We start from the raw sequence: 21733 nt of genomic DNA on the forward strand, positions 1-21733 counted from the left end.
GTCAAGGTAATCGGCCGCCTTGTTTTCAGCCGCCCTTTCGAGCAAGAGACGAAGGTCATGCCGGCTACCGAACGGGTAATCCCGATTGGATGGAACATGAAGCCGTGAGATCCGTTGCGTATGTCCATCTCTCTAGCGGAAGCTCCGATTGCTGTATCCAGCCGGCCGCCCAGTTCGGGACAACACTGAGAGACGAATGTCAGCTGCCGAAGTGCATCGGCCATATGAGCGTCCATTTGCTCAGGTAGAGGAATGACGGGAACTGGCAGGACACACCCATTGCGATCGGCGGAGGCCGCTCAAGTTGCGACGGCCGCCCGTTTGATCCTGTTCGTCTGCCGCCGGCTGGGTTGATCTCGGTTCGGTGGCGAGGTTGTCACCAATCAACGGGCGAAGCCGCGAGACGTTTGAAGGTGGCTCGCCGACGACGCCAAGGGGCCGCGCAAGACGACCTATATTCATTTGCCGAAGGCGGAGGTCATGCTCCATGTCGCGGAGCCTCAGAGCTCGGGCACCTACCAGGGTACGCGCTCCCGGCCGGTCAACCAGTCGCGCAACGAGGCGCCGGGTCTGTCGCGTGGTCAGCCCGAGCCGTTCCGCCGCCCGCCACGGCTCGAGCCTGCCGTCGGCAACATCCTGAATGACCTTGAACCTGTCGAGTTCGCGCATCGTCATCGTTATCCGTTCGGTCGCAGCCATCAATGCCTCCAGCGCCGGGGTACCGGCCGCTGGTCAGCATACGCACCGCGAAAGCGGACATTACTACTTGGGGCCTACAGCCAGACTGTTGATAATTTATATTATGTCAAACAACAAGCAATCGACGACACCATCACGCCAAACATCTGGCATGGAGGTGTGTTCACGCTTAGAGGGACACAGCGGTAAAGCGCAGACAATCGGCGTTTTTATGCGGCGATTCGGCCATCGAGCGACCGGTTCAAACCCTCAAATCAGCCAGAATCTGTTCAGCAAGAAAATCGCAGGGCGGTCGCCCAGACCGCGCACTGCGGGCCAAAACGACTTCGAGGTCATTCAATGCCGGCAACCCTTCGTTCTGCGATAGCTGAACGAGGTGCGCCGGTACGCTGCATCTTGCAAGAGGTGCGATCGCGAGCCCTGCTTCGACCATGCTGATAAGGCCCAACAAACTCGGGCTTTCGTAGGACATCCGGTATTTGATATTTTCGCGCTGGAGCGCGCTGATGGCGTGGGCACGCGCAGTACTGCCATGTGCGAAAACGGCAATCGAAAGCGGGCGCTCTTTCCACACTTTTCTTGCTGGCGACCCGACCCACACCATTGGCTCGAATCGGATGAATTCGCCCGCGACGCCCCTTGTTTTTGTGAAGCAAGCCAGGTCGAGCGTGTTGTCTTTGAGCAATGGAACAAGCTCACTGCTTGGCAAACCGATCACCCGAATTTCCACACGCGGATGAGCAACCGCGAACTTTGCCAGAACCTGCGGCAGCAACGATGAAGCGTAGTCGTCAGGAACACCGATGGTTACGCGGCCCTTCATCTCCGGGCGAACTACCGACGCCCATGCTTCCTCGCGCATCGCGAGCATTCGACGGCCATAGTCCAGGAGCGTCTTGCCCTCTGCGGTAATCGCTACGTTGCGGGTGCTTCGCACGAAGAGCGGTTTTCCCAGCGCTTTTTCAAGCGCCTTTATCTGCATGCTCACCGCCGACGGCGACCGACGCACGGACTCCGCACCTCGAACAAACGATCCTGTATCGGCGACCGCCACCAACATTTCAAGCACGTCCAGATCGAGTTTTTTCACTTTAGTCAGAAAATCTGAGTAATAGATTCAATTTAATGCGTTTTACTGGAGTATGCATCAAAGCGATACTACGACCGATGACCACTTGGGGGAGCCCGGGAAAATGCACGGTACGGTTTCGATTTACGGATTTCTGGCGGTCGGCGGAATGCTTGCTGTGACACCGGGGCCGAACATGATCTACGTGATGTCGCGCTCGATTGCGCAAGGACGCACGGCCGGGCTTATTTCGCTTGCGGGCGTCATGCTCGGATACCTCTTCTATATGTTTGGGGCAGCGTTCGGCATCACCGCCTTTTTCCTGAGCGTGCCTTATGCAGGCAGCGTTCTGGGCGCAGGGGGCGCTGCGTATCTGTTCTATCTGGCATGGCAGGCTGTGAAGCCTGGTGGCCGCTCTCCCCTGGAGGTTCGTGAGTTGCCTCGCGAACAACCTCGCCGGCTCTTCGCGATGGGCGCAACGACTAGTCTGCTGAATCCCAAGCTCGCGATGATCTTTCTGTCCCTGCTGCCGCAATTCATCAACTACCAGGACGGCAGCGTTCTCAGGCAATCGCTCGTGCTCGGTTCGTCGTTGATTGTCGCGTTCGCATCCGTCAATGGTTTCGTGGCGGTCTGCTCTGGGAGCATGGCGACGTTCCTCTCCAGTCGCCCGGGACTCCTGCAGGCTCAACGCTGGACTATGGGCGTTGTTCTGGTTGCCCTCGGCGCACATATGACCATCGATGCATTGAAGCTGGGCGGCATCATCTGATTGCTGCTCTCTGAATAGATTTGCCGCGAGCACGCGAGGTGGGGCATCTTCGATATAGAGCTACGCCTCGCGCCAGGTCGAGAGCGACCGCTACGCCCGGCTCTGTCACCGCCCTTCCCCGGCGACATATTGAACGCTGCGTCTGTATTGGCTGGGTGTCACGCCTTGCTGACGAACAAAGAAACGCGTGAAATTTCCCGGCGAGTCAAAGCCCAGATCGAGCGCGATATCCCGAAGTGCCATTTCCTGCTGCGAAACACTTTCGATCGACAGGTCCATCCTCAGCATGCTGCTGAAAGTCGCGGGCGTCATGCCTGTCTGCTTGTGGAATAGATGGAAGAAATGCGGACGCGATAGCCCAACCCGTTGTGCAAGATCGTCGAAGTCGGGTGTAAGGCCCATCGCCTGTTTCATTGCTTCGATCGCACGACGAATCCTGATGTCGTACGCGATACCGCCAACGAGTCCGGCTGCTGAAAGTACGTTCCCGTGGGGCGATTTGCCGACCAGTTCGCCTGTCATCTCGGCGATCAGCCCTTGGACCGCTTCAAGCGACCGGCCCTCACGGTCGGTCAGAATATCGAGCAGGTCAGAATGAAGGCGGCTGAGCTTCCCCTGCAACAGCACGGAAGAACTCGGAAAGAACCGGGGATGAATACTGTACGCGAAACGCCGGTCGACATCCCTCAACCAATCCGGCTCGAGATAAAGTGCGAGCAGCACCGTCGACTGCGATTGTGGGCGATGCTCATAGAAATGCGGCTCCCACGCATTCACGAGTAGCACGTTCTTGTCTGACAAAACATACTCACGATTGCGGACCCCGAACTGGATGTCAGGACCGCCTTCCTTGAAGATGACGTGGGAAACCCGATGTGCATGGAGGACCATGCTCTTGTCCAGCAGCAGCAACGCCACCCTTCCGAACGGCCCGTGAATGATTCGTAAAGGTTCCGACATGTAATGCCTCCTGCCGTCCTGATGAATTCAAAGCGTTCGCAGTGTCTCGGCCGCATCGCGCAAAAAAGTCACCATACGGAATGATAAATCGGCCTCGTCTGTGACAAGTCTGCATACGGCCGGAGCCACTGCAAGTGGGACATTCGCCTACTCTGCGTACAGGCCTTCCTGCACCGCAGCTATCGAAGTACGGCCTGACGGCCGACCAACACGTTTTGAAGTCCGAACGTGAATGGCGTTTGCTGCAATGCAGGATGCCTCTCGCTACATTCGCACACTCAAGGAGACGATCATGGCTGGTGTCGGCAGTGAAAAGGTATTTGAGAATGACAAAGTCATTGTATGGAACTTCGTTCTCGCTCCAGGCAAGGAAACGCCGGTACATACCCACACGCTTTCATACATGTGGTACGCGATCGAAGGTGCGCCCTTGCATATCTTTGACGAAAACGGCGGGGACCTCGGCATCTTCGAAGTGCCGACGGGCGCGATTTACTCACTCAAATGCGAGAACGGGTATCTGGAAGTGCTGTCCGAAATCGGCAAGGGCGCCAAGGTCCCCGCGACGCACAAGGCACGCAACGAGGGTAGCAACCCATACCGCGAAGTGCTGGTCGAGTATAAATAGCAGTACACCTGACTGAGTCTGTCTTGGCAGTATTCCCGAACGCCCCTTGATGCGAGGCGGCGTTCGGGCGATGCTGCAACTCCGCAGAAAACGCCATGCAAGCTTCACGCGCCGCTCGATGACGCGATATGGAAAACCGGTGGCTCCAGATCGGACAATGACTTAAGCGCGATGCTGCAGCAATGCGGTTATGTTGCGAGTCTCGAGTTCCGTGAACTGCTCCACGGCCTCGGCACCCGCCAGCGACAGATCCGGGTCGAGCCCGTCTGCCAGACGCTCAAGCTGCATGTTATTCCATGGCAGAAGATGAAACGGATGGAGCGCAGCCTCGGGACTAAGCGCACGATCAACTTCACCAGCGAGAATGCGTTTCGGAATCTCAGGATCGGCAATGATCGGACGGCCGAGCCCGATGACATCCAGTTCACCACGCTCCAGCGATTCGATCATGGCTGCCGTCGTGCGAAATCCGCCGACCACCATCACGGGCATCTTCGCTGCGGCACGAACGGAGGCGGCAAAATCCACGAAAAAGGCTTCACGCTTGACGGTGCTTTCGCGCGGTGCGTCTTCCCCCTCGTCCATTAGCGTAAGGCCCGCGATCTTCGGCTGCTCAAGCGAACCGCCCGATAGCTCGAGCAGATCGAGCGAAGAATCGTTGAGCTTCTTCACGAGTTCGATGCACTCGGCGTTGGTGAACCCGCCCTTCTGAAAATCAGATGAATTGAGCTTCAGCGCAACCGGAAAGTCCGGACCAACGGCGGAGCGAACCGCAGCCAGCACCTCGAGCACGAAACGGGAGCGGTTTTCAAGCGAACCTCCCCAGCGGTCCGTGCGCTTGTTGGCGAGCGGGCTAAGGAACTGCGAAATCAGGTAGCCGTGCGCCCCATGCAACGAGACACCGGTGAAACCCGCCTCGCGCACTTTCCTGGCTGCGAAGGCGAATTGCCCGATGGCCTGCTGAATCTGCTCTTCCGTCATTTCGCGCGGCGTGGCGAACGAAAAGCCGGCGCCCCGCATCACGTCGATATCCACTGAAGAAGGCGCAAGGGGTGACGTGTTGATCGCGTCTTGCACCTGCCGTCCGGTATGACTGAGTTGAGCCCAGAAATGCGCGCCTTCCGACGTCCCCGCAGCGGCGAGCCGTGCGAGTTGTTCCTGTCCACTGTCATCGTCGATCACGATATTGCCCGGGCGCTCGAGATGCCACCGGTCCACCTGAATATTGCCGGACAGAAGCAGCCCGGCGCCAGAACGCGCCCAGCGCCTATACAACGCTTCAAGGCGCGGCGTGGAATGATTGTTAGCGTCGGCCATGCCTTCGCTCATGGCCGCCTTGACGAGGCGGTTTGCGAGAATCGCGCCGCTGGGCAGCCGCAACGATTGTGAAAGAGGATTACTCATCTGAATGTCCATCGGGAAACGGTCACATGTAAGCCGAGCCCTTGCCCAGAAAGGCAAAGTTGACCCGGCACAGTAACGACAGCGATCGCTGTCGTTTGTTGTATAGTGATCGCTGTCGTATCATTCGTCAAGCAGATAAAAGAGGGACACTTATGGTCAAGACCTGGTCGGACGACAATCCGAAAGCCGCGCTGATGTCGCGCAAGCGAACGATGATCGTCGACGCTGCGCTGCGGGCCTTCCTTGAAAGCGGCTATGCCGAAAGCTCGGTCAACCGCATTGCCGCGGACGCCGGTGTGTCCATCAAGACGCTATATCGTCACTTCGAGAGCAAGGACGATCTGTTCAGTGCAGTGATGCAGGCGGCCTGCTCGCCTTCCGGCGCTCAATCGGCTGACGCGTCGGAACCCGCAGAACCGGGCGAACCAACCTGGTTTAGCGAACCTCCGGCCGTCGCATTGCCAATTGCGGGCAGCGATTATTTACGACACGCTCTTTCGAAAGAGCAGTTGGACCTTTATCGCGTCGTCACGCGGGACGCACCTCGCTTCCCCGAACTGGCGCGCCGCTATCGCGAGGAGGTGACGGGCACGCGCGACGCATTGTTCACGAGCTATCTTGATCGATGGCTGCCTGTCACGGGCTGGGAAGTAAGAGATAAGTACGGCGCCGGCGCAACCTTCGCGGCACTCCTGAAAGCCACGCTTTTCGACGATGCATTGCTTGGTTTAAAAAGCCCCAGCGAAGAAGATATCGCCGAATGTGCGGGTGATGCGGCCGTCCAGATGCTCGCGCTCATGGAAGCCGGTCGGCTCTAGCCTAGTAATCCGCCCAACCGTCCTCACCAATTAGCGGCACGAAGCTCACTTCGCCCAACCAGCACTCGTGATAATCCTGTTCGCCGTGACGCACCAGTTTGATCAATCGTTGATGATGACGCTCGCGCCCTACCGGCATCACGATCCGGCCACCAATCGACAGTTGCAAACACCACGTCCGCGGGATACGCGGGCCGCCAGCCCCGGCAATAATCGCGTCATACGGCGCATAGTCACTCAAACCGACCGTGCCGTCGCCAAGATGAACGGTCACGTTAGAAATGCCCAACCGCGCGAGCGTCTCGCGAGCGGAGTCGGCGAGCACCGGATCGCGTTCAACGGAATGGACGTGCTCCACGATTGCCGCCGCAATTGCGGCGGCATACCCCGACCCCGTGCCGACGTCGAGAACCCGGTCGCGCGGACCCAGTTCGGCCGCCTCCATCATCTGCGCGACGATTGCGGGCTGCGAAATCGCTTGCTGGCTCGCGATAGGCAACGCGCTATCGTCGTACGCGAATTCACGGAGTTGCGCAGGTACGAACTCCTCGCGCGGCACACTGCGCATCGCGGATAGCACGTTGGAATCGCGGATGCCCCGCCCTGCGATTTGCCGTACAACCATCCGCTCCCGGGCTTCCCTGAAATCGATCATTGTGGCCTCCGTCTGAGGGTCGACGCAGACTTTGCAGCAGGCTGCGCATAGCTTCCACCGGACGATTCAATTTTGCGCCTCGTTCGACGTTGGCGAACGCGCATCGGCCTTGCGTTCAACGCGGCCAGACGAATCACGTATTCGATGGCCACGCGCCTAAGGGTCCGCACTGATGGCGTCGTATGGCACACCGGTCCGTTTTCGCCAATAATGGCCCCACATCCACTACTGGACGAGGGCGGCCATGCATTACAGCCCCGACGCCATCCGCACCATCGCTCTGGTCGGCCATGCCGGATGTGGCAAGACATCGCTTGTCGAAGCCCTGCTCCACCAGGGTGGTGAGTTACGCGCCCCCGGCAGCGTGGAACGCGGCAACACGGTCTGCGATTTCGACCCGCTCGAACGCAAATATCACCACTCCCTTAACTCCGCCGTCGCCCATCTGCACTACCGGGATACCCGCATCTATCTGCTGGATACGCCCGGCTATCCGGACTTTTCCGGGCTGTCGATCAGCGCCCTGCCCGCTGTAGAAACCGTCGCCATTGTCATCAACGCGCAGACCGGCATCGAAATGACCACCCGGCGCATGATGGCGTGGGCGGAAAAACGCAAGCTCTGCAGAATGATCATTGTGAATGGTATCGATCGCGAAAAGGTCGATCTTCCGGGGCTTCTGACGCATATCCAGGAGGCCTTCGGCAAGGAATGCCTGCCGATCAACCTGCCGGCGCAAAGCGGCGGCCAAGTGGTGGATTGCTTTTTCAACCCCGCCGGCGAGGCCGACTTCCTGTCTGTTGCGGCGGCGCACAATGCGCTGGTCGATCAAGTGGTCGAGATCGATCCTGCTTTGATGGAGCTTTACCTGGAACAAGGCGAAGCCATCAGCCCGGAGCAGTTGCATGAGCCCTTCGAGCGGGCGCTGCGCGAAGCTCATCTGGTGCCGATCTGCTTCACGTCAGCGGCCAACGGTGCCGGCATCGCGGAATTGCTCGACGTGTTCGTCCGGCTTCTGCCCAATCCCATGGAAGGCAACCCGCCCCTCTTCTACCGCGATGCCCGCGGCCGCCAGGAAGTCGTGCGTGCCGAACCGGTCGCCGACAAGCATGTATTGGCCCACGCCTTCAAGATCGTCATGGACCCTTACATCGGCAAGATGGCCGTGTTTCGCGTCCATCAGGGCACGATCAGGCGGGATAGCCAGCTCTATATCGGTGACGCGCGGCAATCGTTCAAAGTCGCCCATCTGATGATGCTGCAGGGCAAGGAACACGTGGATGTTCCACAAGCCGGCCCAGGCGATATCTGCGCCACGGCCAAGATCGACGAGATCGGCTTCGATGCCGTCCTGCACGACGCCCCTGAGGACGGCAACATCCACCTGACCCCGCTCGACTTCCCCACGCCGATCTATGGACTGGCGATCGAGCCTGCGCGCCGAGGCAACGAGCAGCGCCTCTGGGAGATTCTGCAAAAGCTGAGTGCGGAGGACCCATGTCTGCGCATCGACCACCCGGTCGGCACCAACGAGACGGTGGTGCGCGGTCTGGGCGAGTTGCACCTGCGCCTCATGCTGGAGCGACTATCCGAGCAGTACAAGCTCGAGGTCGTGACGCGGCCACCTAAGATCGCCTATCGGGAAACCATCGGCGCCAAAGCCGAGGGACACCATCGCCACAAGAAGCAAACCGGCGGTGCCGGTCAATTCGGCGAAGTGATGCTGCGCGTGGAGCCACTGCCGCGCGGTACGGGTTTCGAGTTCGTCGACGCCGTCAAGGGTGGCGCCATCCCCGGCCAGTTCATGCCCGCCGTGGAAAAAGGCATCCTTCAGGTTATCGACAGTGGGCCGCTGGCCGGCTTTCCGATGCAGGATGTGCGCGTCACTGTCTTCGACGGCAAGAGCCATTCAGTCGACTCCAAGGAAGTGGCATTCATTTCCGCCGGCCGCAAGGCCTTCATCGACGCGGTGCTGAAAGCTCAGCCCGTCCTGCTCGAACCTATCGTGGACATCGAGGTGATGACGCCGGAAGCCGCGATGGGTGACATTATCGGCGACCTGTCCGCGAAGCGCGGGCAAGTCCATGGCACACGCTCGGCCGCGGGCAACACCGTAGTCGTCGCAGGCCAGGTGCCGTTGTCCGAACTCAACGACTATCAGTCGCGGCTGAACGCCATCGCGGGCGGGCACGGTAACTACAGCATCCAGCTCAGCCACTACGATCCGGTACCTCCCGCCCAGCAGGAGCGGATGGCGTCGCAACACAAGAAACAGGGTGACGGCGCGGCGCAGTGACCGGGCGCGCGTGCCCTTCCCCATGCTTCTGCACGACAACAGAAGGTCCGCAGGTGGCCGACCTGAACATGTGGAATCTGCACAACCCGCGCGAGCGCATGTGGGCCTCGCGCACGCGTCAGTTGCAGCAAGCGCACGCGCCAGTCACAGCGCAAACAACCTCCCGCGCTGAGGTTCGCGGTCTTCCACGCCCGCGAGTCGCAACGCGTGCCAGGCCATCGCGAAGTTGCTCGATATCACCGGCTTGCCGATCCTCGTTTCAAGTTCTGGAACGAGTTCGGCGATCCGCAAGCTCGTGCACGACACGAAAACGGCGTCCACGTCCGCGTGCCGTGCAAGGCGCTCGACAGCAGATTGCAGAGACGCAGTGTCGATCCGTGCCACTTCGTTATCGTTTGCATGCTCGAACGACGCCATGCGCGTAATGCCGACGCCGCGCGCCTCGATGTAGTCGCGCATATAGTCGTTGATCGAACGCACATAGGGCGTCAACAGTGCCGCGCGCTGGGCACCCAGCGCGCGTAGCGCAGCAAGCGCAGCGGTAATCGGCGTGGTGCACGCCACGCCCGGGCGCGCTTCGCGGATGCGCGCGAACACGTTTTCCTCGCCGATCACCATCGAGGCCGACGTGCAGCCAAACGCCACGACATCGATCCGCTCCGCCGGACGAATCAGCGCGACCGCCGAAGCGATGCGCGCATCCATTTCCGCAAGGCGTTCGGGCGTGATGTCCGGCGAGTTGAGCACGCGGCTCTCATAGAAAGCCACCCCATCCTGAGTCAGCAGCTTGCGCCACTCGTGTTCGATCGTATGATCGGTGGCGAGCACCACCAGTCCAATCGCGGCGCGCCGGCAGATGCCGTCGTCCAGCGCGAATTCGAGCCTGACGTAGGCATCGTCCTGCAGTGGATTCGTGCTCATTTCAGTGTCATCCCTGTCATGTCGAGTTCGGGCTGGCGACCGGCCATGATGTCGGCCAGCAGTTTTGCAGTGCCGCACGACATCGTCCATCCCATGTGCCCGTGGCCGGTGTTCAGGTACAGGTTCCGGTGACGCGTGCGGCCGATCAGCGGTGTCCCTTCGGGGGTCATCGGGCGCAGACCGGCCCAGTAGGACGCGCGGCTGTAGTCGGCGCCGTCGGGGAACAACTCGCGGGCCGCCTGCAGCATCTGCGTGAAATCAGCGGGCGTGTGGCGAGTGTCGTAGCCGGCGAACTCGGCGGTCGCGGTAAAGCGCAGCCGTTGGCCAAAACGCGCCCACGCCACGAGATTGTTTTCGTCGACGCCTCCCAGATCCGGCGGACGATGCTCGGGTCCGACAGGAAACGTGGCGGAATAGCCCTTTACCGGGTACACCGGCAACCGGTAGCCCAGGCGGCGCGCCAGGAAGGGCGACCAGGAACCGAGTGCGAGGACGAACTCGTCGCCCTGGATGAGGCCCGTCGGCGTGTGCACGCCAACGACCCGATCGCCGGACGCTTCGATCGCGCTAATGGGTGTATCGAATTCGAAACGCACGCCGACACGCTCACACGCCGCCTTCAGCTCGCGGGTGAACAAATGCGCATCGCCGCTTTCATCGGTTGGACAATAAATCGCGCCCGCGATCCTGTCACGGGCATGCGCGAGCGCCGGCTCGCGCGCGGCCACCTGCGCCGCATCGAGCGTTTTGAGCGGCAGCCCGTTGTCCGCCAGGATCGACATGTTCTGCGTGCCTCGCGCGAAAGAAGCTTCGTCGCGATACAGGTACAACAGGCCGCGACTGATGCGATCGTATTGCAGGTGTTCGGCCGCAGTCAGTTGCTGCAGTTGACTCTGTGCGTAGCGGCACAGCTGCACCTTACGCGTGGTGTTCTGACGTGAACGCTCCGCCGTGCAATTGCGCAGGAACTGAAAGCACCAGGCCCACATGTGAGGGTCCGCGTTCAGCTTCAGGCGCAGCGCCTGCCCGTCGACGAAGAGCGATTTCAGCAGAATTTTCGGCGCCCGCGGAGAAGCCCACGTGTACGAATGTCCGGGCGCGACCAGCCCGGCGTTGGCAAAGCTGGTTTCGAGCGCGACGCCCGGCTGGCGGTCGATCACCGTCACCTCGCGGCCCTCCCTGGCGAGGTACCAGGCGGCCGTGACGCCCGCAATTCCGCCCCCCAGCACAACGGTTTTCATGGCTGACTCAAGCCCCATGCAGAGCACTTACTCAATATAACGTGGTCGCTACGTTTTTGTACGGTGTCCTATACGCGGATACCCTATACCAGCGAAAGGTGCGGCGAGTTCTATCATGAAAAAACACGCTTTCATGGTAGCGCTGCGATGAGACCGCGAGTCGGGCCGTTGAACTGGCAGATTACAACTTGCATGCGACGTACGTTTCCATCCGTTTTCTGATGCCACCGGGATAGCCGTGTGGTGGATCGCTCCGATCCCTTTCACAATAAGGAGTTTCCAACATGATTGCTCAGAAGAATGGCAGGCCGGCCGCAAGTCGCGTCCTGCGCCAAACGACAATCGCGGCATCGGTGGCTCTGGCCGCGCTCGCCGGCATGGCCCCCAGTCCGGCACAAAGCCAGACCATCAAGATCGGCGTGCCCGTGCCGCTATCGGGCAGTTCCGCCAATGCCGGCACGGACATTCTCAACGGCGCCAAGCTTGCCGCCGCCAAGGTCAATGCCGCGGGTGGCGTGCTCGGCAAGCAGATCGAACTGGTGCCCGAGGACGACGCCTGCGACGCGCAGACTGCCGTGCAGGCGGCACAGAAGCTCGTGGACGCGGGCGTCGTTGCAGTGGCTGGCGGGTACTGCTCCAGTGCGGCGCTGCCGGAACTGACGACCTTTCATCGCGCCGGAATTCCCTATGTGCTGGACGCGTCGACCAATCCCAAGCTGACCGAGATGGGCTACGACAACGTGTTCCGCACGATTGGCCGAGACGACGAACAGGGGCCGTTTGCAGCCAGTTTCATGAAAAACTCGCTACACGCGAAACGCGCGGCCGTGATCAACGACAACACGACCTATGCCAAGGGCCTCGCCGACAACACCGTGGCCGCCCTGAAAAAGGACGGTGTCGAGGTCGTCTACGACGACGCCATCACGCCCGGTCAGATGGACTACTCGCCAACGCTGACCCATGTCGCCTCACTGAAGCCGGACGTGATCTACTACACCGGCTATTTCTCCGAAGCTGGCCTGCTCGTGAAAGAGGCTCGGCAACTCGGCCTGAAGATGACCTTGATGGGCGGCGACGGCACCAACGACCCAACGCTGATGAAGACAGCCGGCCCCGCGGCCAATGACATGATCATCACCACGGCGCCGCTGGCGCAGTTCCTGAGCGGCGCGCACAGCTTCGTCGACGACTATACAAAGGCCTACGGGCAAGGGCCTGGACCGTATTCGGTCTACGAATACGATGCCGTCGGCGTCACGGCGAAGGCGATCGCAGACGCAAAGTCGGCGACGCCCGCCGCGATCACGGCCGCCCTGCACAAGATCTCGAACTACCAGGGCGCAACTGGGACGATCGGCTTTAATCCGAAGGGCGACCGCAGCGTGGCGGTGTACATCACCATCATCGTTCGCGGCGACAATTTCGCCCCCTACCAGAAGCAGGATGCCGCGGGGCACTGGATGGCGATGAAATAGGCCCCGTCGCGCCGCGCGCCTCGCCATGAGCAACTTCTTCCAGTTCGTCATCGAAGGGCTGACGATCGGCTCGTTCTATGCGCTCGTCGCCCTCGGCTACACGATGGTCTACGGGATTATCCGGCTGATCAACTTCGCTCACGGCGACTTGTTCATGGTGGGTGCGTTCATCGGTTGGACCGGTCTGACGGTGCTTGCCGCAGCACACCTGCCGCTCGCGCTGGCGCTGCTGATCGCCCTTGTGGCCGCGATGACGGTCACGGGCGCACTCGGCCTCGCCATCGAACGCGTGGCCTACCAGCCGCTGTTGCGCGCGCCGCGGCTATCCATTCTGATCACCGCACTCGGCGTCTCGCTGGCACTGGAAAACGGCGTGCTGCTGCTTTACGGCGCCGGTTTCAACACCTATCCCCATGTGCTCAGCCAGGCAGGACTCGAATTCCAGGGCGTACAGATCACGTTCGCCCAGGTCAGCATCATCGTCGCCAGCTTTGCGTTGATGCTCGCGTTGTATTTCTTCGTTCACCGCACCTTCGTCGGCACCGCGATGCGCGCGCTGGCGATCGATCAGGACGCGGCGCGTCTGATGGGTATCAATGTCGAGCGACTGATCCAGTTGACCTTCTTCCTGGGCTCGGCGCTGGCCGCCGTGGCCGGCGTCATGGAAGGGCTCTACTACACGCAGATCAATTTCTTCATGGGCTTCGTGCTGGGCCTGCGCGCCTTCACCGCTGCCGTGCTTGGCGGCATCGGCAATATCCCGGGCGCAATGGCGGGCGGCATCCTGATTGGCCTGCTGGAGTCCTTTAGCGCGGGCTATGTCTCATCGCGGTGGACCGATGTGCTCGTGTTCGGCGTCCTGATCGCCGTGCTCGTGATCAAACCGACGGGTTTGTTCGGCGAGCGCGTCGTCGAGAGAATGTAGCGCTATGAGCGCCATGCAGGGGTTATCGCATCGAGCTCGTCCTGCCGGCGTCGCGCTGCTTATCGCCGCGATGGCGCTACCCGCTGTCGCCAGCAACTATATCGTCGATGTCGGCCTAACCATCGCCACCTATTCGATCCTGGGCCTCGGGCTGAACATCGTGGTGGGGTATGCCGGCTTGCTGGATCTGGGCTATGCCGCCTTCTTCGCCATCGGCGCCTACACGACGGCGCTGCTGGAAACGCTGTTGCACTTCTCGTTCTGGGAAACGCTGCCGTTCAGCCTCATATTTGCCGGTGCTTCCGGCATCGTCATCGGCTACCCTACCCTGCGCCTGCGCAGCGACTATCTGGCCATCGTCACGCTCGGGTTCGGCGAGATCACGCGCATCGTTGCCACCAATCTCAACATCACGGGCGGCCCAAACGGGATCTACGGCATCGCCAGCCCCAGCCTGTTCGGTTATGAAATCAGCTCGCCGGCTGCGGTCTACGAACTGGGCATCGCGTTCCTCGTGTTGGTGCTCGTGTTTGCGATCCGGCTTGGCCAGTCGCGGCTCGGGCGCGCCTGGACGAGTATCCGCGAGGATGAGGCGGCTGCCGAGGCCGTCGGCGTGCCGACACTGCGCGTCAAAATGCTGGCGTACATCCTCGGCGCGTTGATCGGCGGCCTCGCCGGAAGCCTGTTCTCCGCACGCTTCGGGACCATCGACCCGACCGGCTTCACTTATCTGCAGTCCGTGACGATCCTGATCGTCGTCGTGCTGGGCGGCCGGGGAAGCATTCCGGGCGTGATACTCGGTGCAGTCATCGTCGCCGGCCTACCCGAGGTGCTGCGTTTCCTCAACCTCTGGCGCATCTTCGGTTTTGCGATCGGGCTCGTGATCCTGATGCTGCTCAGGCCGCAAGGGCTATGGCCGGCACCGCTGCGCCGGGTGGCGGCACCGCGCGCGAGTACGGGCGATCCCGAAGCCCTGCCGCCCCGGGAAAAGGTCACCGATGAAATCCTGCTCGAGGTGCGCAACATGCAGCGCCGCTTCGGCGGCGTGCAGGCGGTCGGCGGTATCAGCTTCACCGTGCGCAACGGGGAAATTCTTAGCCTTATCGGCCCTAACGGTGCGGGCAAGACGACGGTGTTCAACTGCCTGACCGGTGTGATCCGCCCGACCGGCGGCCAGGTGCTTTGGCGCGGGGCCTCGCTGGCAGGCGGCGCGCCGCATCGCATCGTCCACGCCGGGATGGCGCGCACCTTCCAGGGCATCCGTCTGTTTGCCAACATGACGGCCTTCGAGAACGTGCTGATCGGCATGGATCATCGCCTTCATACGCCGCTCGTCGCCGAATTGCTGGCGTTGCCCTCCGCTCGCGCCGAAGAAGCGGATCATGCGGCAGAAGGCCTGCGCTGGCTCACGTTTGTCGGGCTCGAGGCGCGCGCGGGCGAACGCGCGGCCGACCTGCCCTATGGCGATCAACGCCGGCTGGAGATCGCCCGCGCCCTTGCCAGCAACCCGCACCTGCTGCTACTGGACGAGCCGGCAGCGGGGATGAACCCGACCGAGAAGCACGCGCTGATGGAATTGATCCGGCGGATCCGGGATTTCGGCGTGACTGTGCTACTGATCGAACACGACATGATGCTGGTGATGAGCGTGTCAGACCGGATCATCGTCATGGACCACGGCGTCATCATCGCCGAGGGGACGCCATCCGAGATCCAGGCCGACCCGCGCGTGATCGACGCCTATCTCGGCACGGCCGAAGCCGACGAAGCAGCCGACGATGCCGCCGGGGAGAAATCGCTGTGGGACTCCTAGAAATACGCGATCTGCACGTGGGCTATGGGAACGTGGAGGTTCTCCATGGCATCTCGCTGGACGTCGGAGAAGGCGAGATCGTGGCATTGCTCGGCAGCAACGGGGCGGGAAAGACCACGACACTGCGCGCCATTTCCGGCCTGATTCGCCCCCGTGCGGGACAGATTGTGATGGCCGGGCACGCTCTTGCCGGACTGCGCGCACACCAGATCGTGGCGCTCGGTCTTGGTCATGTGCCGGAAGGCCGCCGCATGTTCGGGGCACTGACGGTGGAGGAAAATCTGCGGCTCGGAGGCTATCTGATCCGGCGCGACAGCGCGGTACTCGAGCAGCGAATAATGGACGTGTATCAGACGTTCCCGCGGCTTGGCGAGCGGCGCAGCCAGCTTGCGGGGACGCTGAGCGGCGGCGAGCAACAGATGCTGGCGATCGCCCGTGCACTGATGCTGCGGCCACGCATCATCGTGCTCGACGAACCGTCCATGGGGCTGGCGCCGAAGCTGGTTCGAGCGATTTTCGGCATGATCGCCGACATCTGCAAGGAAGGCACGTCGATCCTTCTTGTCGAACAGAACGCGCGCCAGGCGCTGCGCATCGCGCAGCGGGCCTACGTGCTGGAAAGCGGCCGCATCGCCCTCGCCGGCCCGGCCCACGAATTGGCACAGGACAACCGGGTTCGCGCAGCCTATCTGGGCGGCAGCGCTGTCGCCACGGAGTGACGCCGGCGCTGATGGGGTGTTGCTCCGAGATCCACAGCGCCTGGCTGGCACTTGAGTGCCAGCCCCACCGCAGATGCGTCAGAACGAATGCCGCATCCCGATCCGCACATCGGACTGCGTATTCGACGACGACGGCGCGAAGCTATAGCCGATCACCGCGTTCACGCCATTCGACGCACGCAGATAGTCGCCGGAAATATACACATCGGTCCGTTTGGACAACAGGTAGTGCAGTCCGAGCGAGCCCTGGTTCCAGTGATTGCCTTCGAAGCTCGTGTGCTGATAGCCGCCATACAGCGAAAGCGCAGGCGTGAAGTTATACGACGCGCCCCCTTCATAAACCTGCATGTGCGAAGTCTGTCCGAAGCCCTTGATCGTCGTGTAGGTGAAATCGCCGGTGAGCATCAGGTCGCCGATCGTGTAGGCGGCGCCGACCGCAAACGCGCCTTGCTTGTCCACCGGGAATGCCGACGAGCTAAACAGATCCGTCACCGCGCCAGTGGCCGGATCGACGGAAACGGTCGGCTGGCCGAGGAAGGTGCGCGTGCCGATCATCGCGTACGGGTCGAACGCATAGATGCCGAACGGATTGTTCAACTGGGTATACGCCAAGCCCATGTTGAACGGACCGTGGTCATAATGCGCGCCCACGCTCCATGCGCTCTTCTGATGGAAGTTGCCGGCGGTGTTGCCGAACGAGTACATGCCGCCGAAGGTGAAGCCGGCGAAATCATTGGACAGGAACTTCACCGAGTTCGGCAGACGGTCGCCGTTCATCCGGTCGAAGTCGCCCTGGTGAATCGCGTAGCCGCTCGCCCATGCGGAGATGTTGTACAGATAGACGAACTCTTCGGTCATATCGAGCTGGTTACCGAACGAGAATGTCCCCCACGAGTTCTTGATGCCGACATAGGCCTGACGTCCGAATTCAGCACCGCCGAATCCCAATTGCCCATTGCCCAGGTGGAAACCCGATTCGAGTACGAAAACCGCTTGCAGGCCGCCGCCGAGATCTTCCACGCCTTTGAAGCCGATCCGGTTGCCGTACGAAATGCCGTCGTCGAATTTGAACTGGTGTGCGCCACCGGCATTGTTCACGTAGGTGATACCGGCGTCCAGAATCCCGTACAGGGTGACGCTGCTTTGCGCATGGACCGCCGTCGGTGCGCATACCGCGCTTGCCGCGAGGGCGAGTCCCGAAAGACTAACGGCATTTCTCTTCTTCATCTAATTCTCCCCTGCTCTTTGCCTGCGTATTTCGTTAGATAAAGCGATCCCTGCTGCGTGCTGTCTTCCAACGCGCGGCGCTTCTCGCATGACGGGCAGTTCGAAATCGGCTGAGACTGATTGAAACGATTGAAGCTCACTAACGCTGACCAGGCCGGCCGAAACTGACTCAGCCGGCCAGGCTGATTGAAGCTATCGGCACTGCATACGATCATCTGCATGCCTGCATCGACGGGTCAAGAATAAGTGTCCAGATTTAAGAGGATTCGACCGGATGCGACATGAATCTGTCGAGTAGCGACCTCGTAGTCGGGAATGCCGGGGTTATTTCACACCGAGTGCGGTTTGCACCGCTTGCAAGCCATTGGCGCCGCTGGCGGTGTTCACGCCGTCGAGCCATGACTTCAGCAATTCGGGGTGGCGCTTGAGCGCTTCGGTGGCGGCCGTGTCGACACCGGTCTTCTTCTCGAGCACCTCGGTGATCACGCCGTTTTCCAGATCGACATTGAATGTGAGTTGCCTGAACAGGCGGCCGACATTCGGACACTGCTCGGCGTACCCGCTACGCGCAACGGTATTGACCGTGGCGCCGCCGTAGTTCGGCCCGAAGTACCTGTCACCGCCGTCGAGGTAAGTCAGCTTGAACTTCGTGTTCATCAGATGCGGCTCCCATGCAAGGAACACGATCCATTTCTTCTCACGCACCGCGCGGTCGACCTGCGTGAGCATGCCGGTCTCGCTCGATTCGACGAGCTTCCAGCTACCGAGCCCGTATGCCTTGTCGTCGACCATCTTCTTGATGTTCTGATTGGCCGGCGCCCCCGGTTCGATGCCATAGATCTTGCTGTCGAACTTGTCGGCGTTCTTCGCAAGGTCCGCGAAGGAATGCACGCCCGCGGCCGCCACGTAGTCCGGCACCGCGAGCGTGAACTTCGCGTTGCTCAGATTCGGATGCACGACCTCAATCGATTTTTCATCCTCGAACGGCTTCACGACCGGTGCTTGCGCCGGCATCCAGTTGCCGAGAAACACGTCGATCTGCCCTTTCTTCAGGCCTTGATAGGTGATCGGCACCGACAGGTTCGACACGTTCTGATGGTAGCCGAGCGCCTTCAACAGCACACCGGTCATCGCATTGGTCGCGTCGATGTCGGTCCAGCCGGGCCCCGCCATGTTGACCTGCGTACAGGACTGCGGTTCGGCGGCCGCGGCAAAGGTGGCTGCCGCGCACAGCAGCGCAACGCCGGATACAGCCTGTTTGAAGAGCTTTTTCATCGTGTCGGCTTCCTGTAGATGGGTTGAATCGTGAGCGGAGACATCAGCGCGTTACAGCGGGAAAACGCGCCATCGCTTCGAGCGTGTCGAGGTCGATGTGATTGCGCATGTAGCGCTGGCTCGCATCGACATGCGGCTGCCAGTCCCATGACGCGACCGTGCCCTGCGTCGTGGCCTCGAAATGGAAGCGGCGGCGGTGCTGGCTTTTCAGTACGTCGTTGTGCAGCGCGGCGAGGTTCCAGCGTTGTGCGATCTCCTCACGAAATGCTGAGACCTGTGATGCATATTCGGCGCGCGCGGCGAGGTTCTCGCGTTCGAGCGGGTCCGTTGCCACGTCGTACAGTTGGTCAGGATCGGCAGGTGTGTGAATGAATTTGAAGCGCCCGCGTCGCAGCATCACGATCGGCGCTATAGCGCCTTCCGCCAGGTATTCACCGATCGCTTCGTCGTGGCCGCCGTGGGTGCCTTGTGTGCCACGCAGATGCGGTACGAGACTTTGACCATCGAGCGAATCCGGCCAGACTTTTGGCTGTTCGCCGCGCGCCAATTCCACTAACGTGGGCAGCAGATCGAGATGCGAGACCGACTCGTGCACACGATGCGCGTCGAAACGCTGCGGCGCATGAACGATCAAGGGTACGCGGCAGCCGCCTTCGAAGAACGTCATCTTGTACCAGAGCCCGCGCTCGCCGAGCATCTCACCGTGGTCGGACGTCACCACGATAACGGTGTCTTTCGCGAGCCCTGACTGTTCGAGCGCCTCGAGGATCGCACCGAACTGGTCATCGACGTAAGAGATCGCACCGTAGTAAGCGCGTCTTGCATTGCGGATCTGCTGGTCGGTCGGGGGCGTGCGGTCGGTTTCGCACACGTGGCGCAGGCGCTTCGAATGCGGATCGACTTCATCGAGCGAGTCGCGATGCGCGGGCAGATCGATGTCTTCATCCGCATACATGTCCCAGTACTTCCGCGGAATCGCGTATGGGTCATGCGGATGCGTCAGCGAGGCGACCATGCAGAACGGCCGTGCATCTTTGCCGGCATGCCGCTCACGTGCGATATCGAAGAGCTTCTGCCGCGTGGTGAAAGTGACTTCATCGTCGAAGTCGAGTTGATTCGTGCGCACGCATGGGCCCGCGTCGATCACCGAACTCATGTTGTGGTACCACGTGGGGCGCGTTTCGAAATCGTCCCAGTTCGGCGTCCAGCCGAAATCTGCTGGATAAATGTCTGTGGTGAGCCGCTCTTCAAATCCGTGCAATTGATCGGCGCCGCAGAAATGCATTTTGCCGGACAGGATCGTGCGATACCCGTCGGCGCGAAGATAATGCGCGAACGTCAGCGTTTGCGACGGAAATTCTGCTGCATTGTCATAGGCGCCGATCGCGGACGGCAGCTTGCCCGATAGAAAAGAAAAGCGCGACGGCGCACACAGCGGACTGGCGCAGTACGCCGAGTCGAATACCACGCCCTGCTTCGCGAGGCGATCGAGATTGGGAGTCTTCGTTAGACGATGTCCGTATGCGGCAAGCGCAAACGGCGTCATCTGGTCGGCCATCAGAATAAGGATATTCTGTTTCGTGTCATGCATTGGAGCGTGCCTCGAATAGAATCGCAAATAGAGGTGCGGGTGTCGCCGCAAGCGGGAAACCGGTGTGCCGGTCCCCGCGTGAACACCACTATTGCCGTCCAATTCGCCGCTGTGAAGACGGCAAATCGTTATGTGCCTATAAGGGGGCCTTATGTCGAGGCAGGATCGCTTGCCGCCGATGCAGGCGTTGACGATGTTCGAATCCGCAGCGCGTCTCGCGAGCTTCACAGCGGCTGCACGCGAGCTGGGCTCGACGCAGCCAGCGGTTAGTCAGCGTGTGGTGCAACTCGAAGAAGCACTCGGTGTACCGCTGTTCGAACGCGGCCATCGCGGCGTCACGCTGACGGAAGACGGTGTGCGCCTCTTCGAAGCGGTGCGCAATGCCCTCGACACCATCCGCGTCGCCACCGCCGAGATTCGCGCTCGGCGCACGCCGCAAACTCTCACGCTCTCCACCGACTTCGGTTTCGCGACCTACTGGCTGATGCCGCGCCTGTCTCAGTTCAAGGCGCTGATGCCGGACGTCGACGTCAAGATCATCACATCGCAGAGCGTATTCGATCCATCGCACGATCAGGCGGACATTGCGATTGCGTTCGGCGATGAAGATGCGGACCTGAGCGCGCGAGGCGCGCTCAAACTATTTCCTGAGCGTGTCACGCCGGTGTGCAGTCCGGTTTTTCTCGCGGCGCATCCGCAATTGCGCACGCCGTCGGACCTGTTGAGCTTGCCGCTGCTGCATCTCGAACCTACCCAGCCGGCGCGCTGGCTGTCGTGGGCCGACTGGTTCGCCGCGCAGGGTCTCGATGCGCCGGCCGCACATCGCGGCATCACGTTCAACAGCTTTACGCTCGTGGCCCACGCGGCGATCATGGGCCAAGGCGTCGCGCTTGGTTGGGCGCCACTGGTCGACGAGCTTCTTGCCACGGGGCAACTCGTAGAACTATTCGACACGCCGGTGGTGACTGAGCGGGGTTATCTGCTCGTCACCCAGCGCGCGGCGACACTCGCCGTCAGCGCATTTCGTCAATGGTTGCTCTGCGAATGTGGGCGCGATGCCGAATGAGCACGGCAAGCCGTCAATGCCGCCCGCCGTGCGCCATCGCCCCGCACCAACCGCCCCTGACGCTCCCATTCCAGCGCGACGGCGGTTAGCTTCTATCCCCCTGTACCGCTGATTTGCTCTACTGCGATGATGCATGCCGCGTCCCGCGGCGTTGCCCTATTGCCTAAGTGGAGAGC

At 61.1% G+C, this 21733-nt stretch carries 19 protein-coding genes and 1 pseudogene; 11 read left to right on the forward strand and 9 right to left on the reverse strand.

From position 1 onward, the window contains the following. The first annotated feature begins 480 nt into the window (after positions 1-480). Positions 481-888 carry a hypothetical protein gene (locus FSO04_RS48725; protein WP_154560673.1) on the forward strand — a complete coding sequence of 136 codons (408 nt, stop codon included), beginning with the start codon at positions 481-483 and terminating at the stop codon, positions 886-888. A 52-nt stretch (positions 889-940) separates the two neighbouring features. Here the strand turns inward: FSO04_RS48725 and FSO04_RS16355 are convergent, their stop codons facing one another. Further along, positions 941-1789 carry a LysR substrate-binding domain-containing protein gene (locus FSO04_RS16355; protein ID WP_168435707.1) on the reverse strand — a complete coding sequence of 283 codons (849 nt, stop codon included), beginning with the start codon at positions 1787-1789 and terminating at the stop codon, positions 941-943. A gap of 103 nt (positions 1790-1892) precedes the next feature. Here FSO04_RS16355 and FSO04_RS16360 point away from each other — a divergent pair, with 103 nt between their 5' ends. Beyond that, positions 1893-2540, forward strand: a complete 648-nt coding sequence (locus FSO04_RS16360) for a LysE family translocator (protein WP_154560674.1) — start codon at positions 1893-1895, stop codon at positions 2538-2540. A gap of 105 nt (positions 2541-2645) precedes the next feature. Here the strand turns inward: FSO04_RS16360 and FSO04_RS16365 are convergent, their stop codons facing one another. Continuing rightward, on the reverse strand, positions 2646-3452 hold the full coding sequence (locus tag FSO04_RS16365; RefSeq protein WP_166618194.1) for an AraC family transcriptional regulator: 807 nt from the start codon (positions 3450-3452) through the stop codon (positions 2646-2648). A 280-nt stretch (positions 3453-3732) separates the two neighbouring features. Between FSO04_RS16365 and FSO04_RS16370 the strand changes: the two genes are divergently transcribed. Then, positions 3733-4128 (forward strand): cupin domain-containing protein, encoded by a 396-nt coding sequence (locus FSO04_RS16370; protein ID WP_233464872.1) that lies wholly within the window; start codon positions 3733-3735, stop codon positions 4126-4128. Positions 4129-4290: 162 nt separating this feature from the next. Here the strand turns inward: FSO04_RS16370 and FSO04_RS16375 are convergent, their stop codons facing one another. Further along, a complete protein-coding gene (locus tag FSO04_RS16375) occupies positions 4291-5532 on the reverse strand; it encodes an NADH:flavin oxidoreductase/NADH oxidase family protein (protein ID WP_154560676.1) in 1242 nt (413 codons plus the stop codon). A 41-nt stretch (positions 5533-5573) separates the two neighbouring features. On the opposite strand from FSO04_RS16375, the gene FSO04_RS16380 reads away from it, so the two are divergent. Next, on the forward strand, positions 5574-6350 hold the full coding sequence (locus tag FSO04_RS16380; protein WP_154560677.1) for a TetR/AcrR family transcriptional regulator: 777 nt from the start codon (positions 5574-5576) through the stop codon (positions 6348-6350). Position 6351: 1 nt separating this feature from the next. On the opposite strand, the gene FSO04_RS16385 is transcribed toward FSO04_RS16380, so the two are convergent. Next, complete coding sequence (locus tag FSO04_RS16385) at positions 6352-7005, reverse strand: protein-L-isoaspartate(D-aspartate) O-methyltransferase (protein ID WP_154560678.1); 654 nt, start codon at positions 7003-7005, stop codon at positions 6352-6354. 244 nt (positions 7006-7249) lie between these two features. Between FSO04_RS16385 and fusA the strand changes: the two genes are divergently transcribed. Next, positions 7250-9301: an elongation factor G gene (fusA, locus tag FSO04_RS16390; protein ID WP_154560679.1), complete on the forward strand. Its 2052-nt coding sequence runs from the start codon at positions 7250-7252 to the stop codon at positions 9299-9301. A 35-nt stretch (positions 9302-9336) separates the two neighbouring features. Continuing rightward, positions 9337-9438, forward strand: a pseudogene (locus tag FSO04_RS16395) (DUF1989 domain-containing protein); the annotation flags it as partial. 7 nt (positions 9439-9445) lie between these two features. Here FSO04_RS16395 and FSO04_RS16400 read toward each other — a convergent pair. Beyond that, positions 9446-10222: a maleate cis-trans isomerase family protein gene (locus FSO04_RS16400; protein ID WP_154560680.1), complete on the reverse strand. Its 777-nt coding sequence runs from the start codon at positions 10220-10222 to the stop codon at positions 9446-9448. Continuing rightward, a complete protein-coding gene (locus FSO04_RS16405) occupies positions 10219-11463 on the reverse strand; it encodes a D-amino acid dehydrogenase (RefSeq protein ID WP_154560681.1) in 1245 nt (414 codons plus the stop codon). Before FSO04_RS16405 ends, FSO04_RS16400 begins: the two co-directional genes overlap by 4 nt. 284 nt (positions 11464-11747) lie before the next feature. On the opposite strand from FSO04_RS16405, the gene FSO04_RS16410 reads away from it, so the two are divergent. From FSO04_RS16410 to FSO04_RS16425, 4 genes are read left to right on the forward strand one after another with little or no spacing between them, the layout of a single operon-like run. Next, complete coding sequence (locus tag FSO04_RS16410; protein ID WP_154560682.1) at positions 11748-12941, forward strand: branched-chain amino acid ABC transporter substrate-binding protein; 1194 nt, start codon at positions 11748-11750, stop codon at positions 12939-12941. A gap of 25 nt (positions 12942-12966) precedes the next feature. Beyond that, positions 12967-13866, forward strand: a complete 900-nt coding sequence (locus FSO04_RS16415; protein ID WP_154560683.1) for a branched-chain amino acid ABC transporter permease — start codon at positions 12967-12969, stop codon at positions 13864-13866. A 4-nt stretch (positions 13867-13870) separates the two neighbouring features. Next, positions 13871-15679, forward strand: a complete 1809-nt coding sequence (locus FSO04_RS16420; RefSeq protein ID WP_154560684.1) for a branched-chain amino acid ABC transporter ATP-binding protein/permease — start codon at positions 13871-13873, stop codon at positions 15677-15679. Then, on the forward strand, positions 15667-16398 hold the full coding sequence (locus FSO04_RS16425) for an ABC transporter ATP-binding protein (RefSeq protein WP_168435708.1): 732 nt from the start codon (positions 15667-15669) through the stop codon (positions 16396-16398). Before FSO04_RS16420 ends, FSO04_RS16425 begins: the two co-directional genes overlap by 13 nt. A 78-nt stretch (positions 16399-16476) precedes the next feature. Here FSO04_RS16425 and FSO04_RS16430 read toward each other — a convergent pair whose 3' ends face one another. From FSO04_RS16430 to betC, 3 genes are all read right to left on the reverse strand, one after another. After that, entirely contained in the window at positions 16477-17625 is a 1149-nt protein-coding gene (locus FSO04_RS16430) for a porin (RefSeq protein WP_154560685.1), read from the reverse strand. Positions 17626-17949: 324 nt separating this feature from the next. Continuing rightward, entirely contained in the window at positions 17950-18900 is a 951-nt protein-coding gene (locus tag FSO04_RS16435) for a choline ABC transporter substrate-binding protein (RefSeq protein ID WP_154560686.1), read from the reverse strand. Positions 18901-18943: 43 nt separating this feature from the next. Then, positions 18944-20491, reverse strand: coding sequence for a choline-sulfatase (gene betC / locus FSO04_RS16440; RefSeq protein WP_154560687.1), 1548 nt, complete (start codon positions 20489-20491; stop codon positions 18944-18946). 151 nt (positions 20492-20642) lie between these two features. On the opposite strand from betC, the gene FSO04_RS16445 reads away from it, so the two are divergent. After that, the gene (locus FSO04_RS16445) at positions 20643-21557 is read left to right on the forward strand and encodes a choline sulfate utilization transcriptional regulator (protein WP_154560688.1); all 915 of its coding nucleotides are present in this window, start codon (positions 20643-20645) and stop codon (positions 21555-21557) included. The last annotated feature ends 176 nt before the right edge of the window (positions 21558-21733 follow it).

Origin of the sequence: Paraburkholderia madseniana (assembly GCF_009690905.1) — a bacterium.
In the GTDB taxonomy this organism is placed as follows: Bacteria; Pseudomonadota; Gammaproteobacteria; order Burkholderiales; family Burkholderiaceae; genus Paraburkholderia; species Paraburkholderia madseniana.

Coding starts and splice junctions, on each gene's coding strand:
- FSO04_RS48725 (WP_154560673.1), top strand. CDS start 481: ATGCTCCATGTCGCGGAGCCTCAGAGCTCGGGCACCTACCAGGGTACG.
- FSO04_RS16360 (WP_154560674.1), top strand. CDS start 1,893: ATGCACGGTACGGTTTCGATTTACGGATTTCTGGCGGTCGGCGGAATG.
- FSO04_RS16370 (WP_233464872.1), top strand. CDS start 3,733: ATGGCGTTTGCTGCAATGCAGGATGCCTCTCGCTACATTCGCACACTC.
- FSO04_RS16375 (WP_154560676.1), bottom strand. CDS start 5,532: ATGAGTAATCCTCTTTCACAATCGTTGCGGCTGCCCAGCGGCGCGATT.
- FSO04_RS16385 (WP_154560678.1), bottom strand. CDS start 7,005: ATGATCGATTTCAGGGAAGCCCGGGAGCGGATGGTTGTACGGCAAATC.
- fusA (WP_154560679.1), top strand. CDS start 7,250: ATGCATTACAGCCCCGACGCCATCCGCACCATCGCTCTGGTCGGCCAT.
- FSO04_RS16400 (WP_154560680.1), bottom strand. CDS start 10,222: ATGAGCACGAATCCACTGCAGGACGATGCCTACGTCAGGCTCGAATTC.
- FSO04_RS16405 (WP_154560681.1), bottom strand. CDS start 11,463: ATGAAAACCGTTGTGCTGGGGGGCGGAATTGCGGGCGTCACGGCCGCC.
- FSO04_RS16410 (WP_154560682.1), top strand. CDS start 11,748: ATGATTGCTCAGAAGAATGGCAGGCCGGCCGCAAGTCGCGTCCTGCGC.
- FSO04_RS16415 (WP_154560683.1), top strand. CDS start 12,967: ATGAGCAACTTCTTCCAGTTCGTCATCGAAGGGCTGACGATCGGCTCG.
- FSO04_RS16420 (WP_154560684.1), top strand. CDS start 13,871: ATGAGCGCCATGCAGGGGTTATCGCATCGAGCTCGTCCTGCCGGCGTC.
- FSO04_RS16430 (WP_154560685.1), bottom strand. CDS start 17,625: ATGAAGAAGAGAAATGCCGTTAGTCTTTCGGGACTCGCCCTCGCGGCA.
- FSO04_RS16435 (WP_154560686.1), bottom strand. CDS start 18,900: ATGAAAAAGCTCTTCAAACAGGCTGTATCCGGCGTTGCGCTGCTGTGC.
- betC (WP_154560687.1), bottom strand. CDS start 20,491: ATGCATGACACGAAACAGAATATCCTTATTCTGATGGCCGACCAGATG.
- FSO04_RS16445 (WP_154560688.1), top strand. CDS start 20,643: ATGTCGAGGCAGGATCGCTTGCCGCCGATGCAGGCGTTGACGATGTTC.